Raw genomic sequence first — 6508 nt, 5'->3', positions numbered from 1 at the left:
AGATTTTACTAATTCGCTAATTCGCTTAATTCACTAATTCACTAAATGGAATTTGGAATTTGTGATTTGGAATTTCATAGCCATATCTATGTCAAATTTCGATTAATAAGTGCTATAATTCGTGTCCTTATGTAGCTAATTTCTCTAATTCTCTGTGAACTCTGTGGCTATATCCTGAACGGTTACCTTTTTTCTTTAAAAAACCTCTGGATTAGTTCACGACATTCTTGTTCTAAAATACCTTTTTTGACATTTAGTTGATGATTCAGAGATGAATGTTGGGCGATATTTATTATTGAGCCACAGGCACCTGTTTTCAGGTCATCGGCACCATAGACTAAATTTTTAACCCTGGATAGAATTAATGCCCCAGCACACATAGCACAGGGTTCAATAGTAACATACATACTCGTATTAATTAATCGTTCATTTTTTAAATAGACAGCGGCTTTTTTAATTGCTAATATTTCTGCATGAGCGGTTGGGTCTTTAAGTTTGACTATTTGATTATGACCGCGAGCAATAATCTTTTCATCTAAAACAATTACAGTTCCGACTGGTATCTCTCCGAATTTATAAGCCTTTTCTGCCTCGACTAAAGCCTGCCGCATAAAGTAAATATCATCTTTCTGTCTTTTGTCCTTTGTCATCTGTCATTTGTCTTCTGGCGCGCCTGAGAGGATTCGAACCTCCAACCTTCGGATTCGTAGTCCGCGACTCTGTCCAGTTGAGCTACAGGCGCCCTCTACTCTAATATAACAAAGATTTTGATTTATGTCAAGTGTTTATTTCAAAAATAAAAAGTTGACATTTGGTCTAAAAAGTAGTATTATTTAGATAAAAATAAGATACAAAAGAAGGATAAAGATAACCATTCACCGCACAGACACAGAGACGCAGAGAAAAAATTAAAATCTATTCACCAGAGACAGAAATTTCCTTTTTTGTGCATTTCGGGTCTTTCGTTATTTACTAATCTTTTAATACGGACTTTCGACTAACTGTTTTTAAGCCTTTTTAAACACCGAAAAACGCGAAAAACACGAAAAAAAAAGATATTTTCCTCTCTGCGAACTCTTGCGTCTCTGCGGTAAAGGATTACCTGAACGGTTACGAAAGGCTAAACTATAATGAAATTTGCTAATCCTGAGTTTTTCTACTTACTCTTTATCATCCCATTACTGATTTTGAATTATATCAAGAGAAGGAAAGGAGCAAACATAAAGTTTTCTGACCTGCAAGTTTTAAAAGAGATTCCCCCATCTAAATCTTTGAAATATAAACATTGTGTGTTCATTCTCCGATTATTGTGTCTTATTTTAATCATTATCTCTGTTGCCAGACCACAACTATGTAGAACTGAAGGAGAGATTTTAACTGAAGGGGTGGATATTATTTTAGCCGTGGATATCTCCGGGAGTATGCAAGCAGAAGATTTTAAACCTCAAAATAGAATCAAGTCAGCCAAGCAAGTCATCCGTGAATTTGTTAAAGGGAGAAAAAACGATAGATTAGGATTGGTAGTTTTTGCCTCGCAAAGTTTTACTCAATGCCCATTAACCCTGGATTATGGAACATTATTGAGCCTATTAAACCAGGTCAATATTGGGATGATTGAGGATGGCACAGCCATTGGAATGGCGTTAGTTAATTGTGTCAATAGATTAAAAGATTCACAGGCGAAAAGTAAAATTGTAATCCTTCTTACTGATGGAGTAAATAATTGTGGTAAAATTGACCCAATAACCTCAGCCCGTATCGCCCAGGCAATGAATGTAAGGATTTATACCATTGGTGTCGGCAAGAAAGGTGGTGCACCAATACCTGTTGACCACCCCATATTTGGTAAAATATACGCCCGTAATCCTGATGGTAGCCTGTTACTGACCAAAGTTGATGAAGATACACTTAAAACCATCGCAAATATTACTGATGGCAAATTTTTCCGCGCAACTAATGAACGCAAATTAAGTCAAATATACGAAGATATTGGTAAAATGGAAAAGACAAAAATAAAGGTTAAGGAGTATATGAAATATAAAGAGATATTTGGATATTTTCTTTTCCCGGGGATATTACTTTTATTAGCCGAGATAATTCTGGCAAATACACGGTTTAGAAGGATACCGTAAGCACACAGGTTCTTTACGAAAAAAATCTTGACATCTTGAAGATTTTAATGTATTATATAAAATGAAAAGAAATGAGAGGAATAACACAGATATTTTCATTAATATTTGATGCTATCTTAATTAACATCGGGATAATTTTTGCCTTCTTAATTAAATTCGGAGGAAGACTCCCTCAATCTAATTTTGAGGCATATCAATCTATGTGTATCCCCTTTACCCTGGCTATGCTTTTATCCATCTATGCCTTTGGCTTACCCAATTGGCGTAAGATAGATGATATTCAAAATAATACCTTTAAAGCAGTATCATTTGGCACATTGATAATTATGGCTATATCTTTTGCCAGTAAAAATATAGCGATTGCATTTCCTACATCTGTATTTGCTATTTCCTGGATAATAAACACCTTATCATTGACTGGCTGGCGAGTTATAGCGAAAGAGATACATCGGCCGATTAAAAGAGTTTTAATCGTCGGAACAAATGACAAAGCAACTGCAGTTGCCTCAGAAATAAATAGACATCCACACTCAGGTTATGAATTAATCGGATTTATCGGGGAAAAGAAGGTAAATAAAAGTGCTAATGTCTTAGGAGATTATGATGACCTGATAAAAACTGTTTATGAAAAAGATGTTGATGAAGTTATAGTTACGGTAGAACATACCTCAAATCCAAAATTGTGGGATACAATCTTAAATCATGAAAATAAAATCAGATTTAAAACTATTCCCGATGTATATGAAGCGGTTATTAGTAAAATAGGTAGTATCCAGTTAGAGGCAGTGCCTTTAGTTGAATTAAGTTTAGAACCTATCTCTGGCTGGAATAGAACCATAAAACGATTAATGGACATTTTCATTTCAGTTAGTGCTTTAATTCTATTTTTACCGTTTTTGCCAATCATTATCATTCTGATTAAATTAGATTCAAAAGGACCTATTTTTTATCGACAGGAAAGGGTAGGTAAAGGCGAAGAAAGATATAAGATATGGAAATTCCGAACGATGTATGTTGGAGCGGAAGACAAAACAGGACCAATTCTGGCAACCATAAATGATGAGAGAATAACTAAATTTGGTAGAACACTTCGGTTCTTCAGATTTGATGAATTACCTAATCTTTTTAATGTCCTGCGGGGACAGATGAGTTTAGTTGGTCCAAGGCCAGAACGACCGGAATTTGTGGAGATATTTAAAAAGACTATTCCTGGCTATCAACTGAGATTCAAGGTTAGACCGGGAATTACAGGATTATCTCAGATAAATGCCCCTTATGATATCCCGGCACAAATTAAAGCCCTTTATGATATCCTTTATATCAATAATTACACCTTATTTTTGGACTTTAAAATTATGCTAAGAACTTTATTAGTTATTTTAAGAAAACAAGGGGCACGATAGATTTTGGGTAACTATTCACCGCAGAGACGCAGAGGAACAGAGAAAAAAGGATTTAAATTCGATTGTGGATACCGGATAGATCTTTTAGTTGAAAAAAAAAGTTATCGTAGAATTAAAAGCAGTTGAGCAACTACTTCCGATTCACGAAGCTCAACTTTTAACCTATCTAAAAATGATGAATAAAAGAATAGGTTTATTGATCAATTTTAATATTTCTGTTCTAAGAGATGGAATTAAGCGTATAGCCAATAGATTTTAATTTTTTCTCTGTGTCTCTGCGGTGAATAGTTACGATTTTGGATTGCTAAATTAACTCCAAAATTAGTAAAGGGGGGAGGAGAGAATGAATTATAATGAGATTTTAAAAAGTTTTGTAGAAAGTCGAGAATGGACTGTAGCCAAAGAGGTTTTACTCAATAAAATAGGGTTATCTTATTCCTGGATAGTTAATAATGAAGGGAAATCTGTATTTCGTGAAGAACACTGGAAACCACATTGTCGGATGATTTATACTACTCCACAAGGCAAGAAGGAATGTGAGGAAACATGGCTTGCTTCTATTCAATATGCTCAGGATAATAAGGTTTCTACGGTATTTCCCTGTCATGCAGGATTTTTAGGGGCTACCTGCCCAATAATCAGTAACTCAACATTAATTGGCGTAATTGGTGGCTGTCAGGTCGTAAATGCAAGTTTAAGACATGAACACTATGCCCAGGTAATTAAAAAGTTTAATTTAGACGCAAAATCCTTTGCCGATAGCCTGACTAAAATACCAGCCACAACGGTCGAAGGATTAGAATTGGATGTAGAATTAGTTGCTATGTTGACCCAGTTAGCCATAGATTCAAAGATAAAACTTCAACAACTATCCAGCAAAGAAGGTGAAGTTGAAGCCATCTCGGAATTTTATAAACTCTTCGAAGAATCTCGAAGTCTAATGTTGACTTTAGAACCAAAGAAACTTTACCCATTGATAGTGAATTTGACAGCAAGGGCAATGAACGCTGAAATTGCCTCATTGATGATAGTTGAAGATAATAAAGAGGATATAACTATCAAAGCCGCTATTGGTCTGGATGAGGAACATATTTCCAAAACTAAATTACAGGTTGGTAAAGGTGTGGTAGGTTATGTGGCTAAAACAGGTGAGCCTTTGCTGGTCGGTGATATAACATCAGATACACGATTTCATGTCCAGAAAAGCTCCCCGAAATACTACACTAAATCTCTAATTTCAGCCCCTTTAAAAATTGGCACTGAAATAATTGGTATCATCAATGTTAATAATATGAAAACAAGAAGACCTTTTAATGAAACAGACTTGAAACTACTCTCGATAATCTGTGGTCATGCGGCGATTGCCGTTAAAAATGCTAAGAAATACTATAGTGAGGAAAAGGAAAAGGTTACCGAAGAAATTGAAGTGGAAATAAAAGAAAAGGAGGAAATAGAAGAGGCAAAACAAGAACTTATAAAAGAAAAGGTTGATATAGAAACCCAATTAAAAGAAAAAGAAGAAATGATACGGGTTAAAGAAGAATTAATTAGAGTGAAACAAGAGCTTCTGAAAGAAAAACTAAAGGTATCAGAAGAAGAAGAAGATAGAGAAAAATTATTAAAAGAAATAGAAGTATTAGAAAAGGAAAAAATATTCCTGGCGAAAGAAAAGACCAACTTAGAAGAAAAGGCAAAAAAAACAGACATTCTCATTAAAGAAAAAGAGCGATTAGAAAAAGAAAAGGAGGAATTAATCAAAGAAAAGGAAGAATTAGAAGCACAAACAGAAGAATTAGGGATATTATACAGTATTTCTCGTGAGATTCCTTTAATGAAAATGCCCCAGGAGATACTTGGCTGGGTATTGGATAAGATTCAACCGTTTTTTAATTATCATGCCGGAACATATTTGCTTGTAGATGATAACCGTATTATCAGTGAGATAAAACAAGTTTGCTTTATAAATGCGGAGTGTATCCAGGATGTCAAAAACAGAGTGGAGAAAAAATGGACGGAGATATATCCCCAAAAAGAATTTAAAATAATCTACCATACAGCTGAAGGAACCTCATCCGAGTTATTCTGGGTAGGAATAGAGCGGTTTCAATCTACACTTATGGCCACTTTAACTCATCGAGATGAAATAATTGGACTTATAGCACTCAACAGTTTTAATGAAGATGCATTTAGTCCATTACAAAGAAGATTATTAACGATTATTGCCAATCAAATCTCAGAAACACTTGAAAAAGTAAGGTTATTTGCTAAGATACGAGAGTTAGCCGAACGAGATGAATTAACTAAGGTTTATAATTATAGATATTTTGAAGACTATTTGCAAAAAGAATTTGCCTTTGCTAAACAATATAATAAACCAGTATCCCTGACGATGCTTGATTTCGACCGCTTAAAACATGTCAATGATACTTATGGTCACCAGGCAGGAAATCGACTGATTAAAACTATCTCGGATATAATTAAAGACACTATTAAAGACAAAGGTGTTTTATCTCGATTTGGTGGAGATGAGTTTGCGGTTGTTTTTTCAGAGACAGACCAAAATACAGCCTTCTCAATTGCTGAATCTATTCGGGTTAATATTGCAAATAATAGTATTGAATTTGTCAAAGGTACCCCACATCAATTATCTGCCAGTCTGGGGGTTTCTACATATCCAAATCCTGGCATAGAAACAGAAAAAGACTTATTAGCCAAGGCAGATAAAGCCCTTTATGAGGCAAAACAACGCGGGAGAAATAAGGTAATATTATATACGCCGTAGAGGAGGATAATCAGGTAATCGGTGACCATTATAGCACTTATTAATCGAAATTTGACATAAATAGGGCTCTGAAATTCCAAATCACAAATTCCAAATTCCATTTAGTGAATTAGTGAATTAAGCGAATTAGCGAATTAGTAAAATCTAATCTCTAATTCACTAATCTCTAATTCGCTTTTTGGTATGTGGAA

Annotated in this window: 4 protein-coding genes, 1 tRNA gene and 1 pseudogene; 4 read left to right on the top strand and 2 right to left on the bottom strand. The window is 34.7% G+C overall.

The window, feature by feature from the left end:
* Positions 1–182: 182 nt before the first annotated feature.
* Entirely contained in the window at positions 183–650 is a 468-nt protein-coding gene (gene tadA, locus AB1414_13380; GenBank protein ID MEW6608413.1) for a tRNA adenosine(34) deaminase TadA, read from the bottom strand.
* 15 nt (positions 651–665) lie between these two features.
* Positions 666–742 (bottom strand) — tRNA-Arg (locus AB1414_13375).
* Between the two features lie 388 nt (positions 743–1130).
* Here AB1414_13375 and AB1414_13370 point away from each other — a divergent pair.
* From AB1414_13370 to AB1414_13355, 4 genes and pseudogenes are all read left to right on the top strand, one after another.
* Positions 1131–2132, top strand: a complete 1002-nt coding sequence (locus AB1414_13370; GenBank protein MEW6608412.1) for a VWA domain-containing protein — start codon at positions 1131–1133, stop codon at positions 2130–2132.
* A 71-nt stretch (positions 2133–2203) separates the two neighbouring features.
* Positions 2204–3535: a sugar transferase gene (locus AB1414_13365; GenBank protein MEW6608411.1), complete on the top strand. Its 1332-nt coding sequence runs from the start codon at positions 2204–2206 to the stop codon at positions 3533–3535.
* A gap of 60 nt (positions 3536–3595) precedes the next feature.
* Positions 3596–3794: pseudogene (locus tag AB1414_13360) on the top strand (GxxExxY protein).
* An 84-nt stretch (positions 3795–3878) separates the two neighbouring features.
* Positions 3879–6317, top strand: coding sequence for a diguanylate cyclase (locus AB1414_13355; GenBank protein MEW6608410.1), 2439 nt, complete (start codon positions 3879–3881; stop codon positions 6315–6317).
* Positions 6318–6508 lie beyond the last annotated feature (191 nt).

This window comes from bacterium (assembly GCA_040755795.1).
In the GTDB taxonomy this organism is placed as follows: Bacteria; UBA9089; CG2-30-40-21; order CG2-30-40-21; family SBAY01; genus JBFLXS01.
This window is presented reverse-complemented; position numbering and strand designations above follow the sequence as displayed.